This is a genomic window from Psychrobacter sp. CAL346-MNA-CIBAN-0220 (assembly GCF_040309805.1).
Classification (GTDB): Bacteria; Pseudomonadota; Gammaproteobacteria; order Pseudomonadales; family Moraxellaceae; genus Psychrobacter.
Genome location: NZ_JBEOPF010000601.1, coordinates 1 through 247, shown reverse-complemented (window position 1 = coordinate 247; position 247 = coordinate 1). Strand labels below are relative to the sequence as shown.

At 39.3% G+C, this 247-nt stretch carries 1 protein-coding gene; it reads left to right on the top strand.

The window, feature by feature from the left end; genetic code table 11:
- The coding region (locus AAEY88_RS14960; protein ID WP_350563658.1) for a hypothetical protein at positions 1 to 247 on the top strand (247 nt) is incomplete at both ends.

Here is a 247-nt window from a genome sequence, read left to right as displayed (position 1 = left end):
ATATTAGAGCAGGAAGGTAATGACAACATTGGTTTAGTTGAACAAGTTGGTTTGTCTAACATGGCAAATGTATATCAAAATGGTGAATCTCATGATGCACATGTGACTCAAAGTGGCGGTAATCATGAAGCTCAAGTTAACCAATACGGTTTGAATCAAACCGCAACGGTAATGCAAATGGACTTTGATCATGTTGCAATCGTCAATCAGTCAAATGAAGGCAACACTGCAACGGTGACTCAAAGTG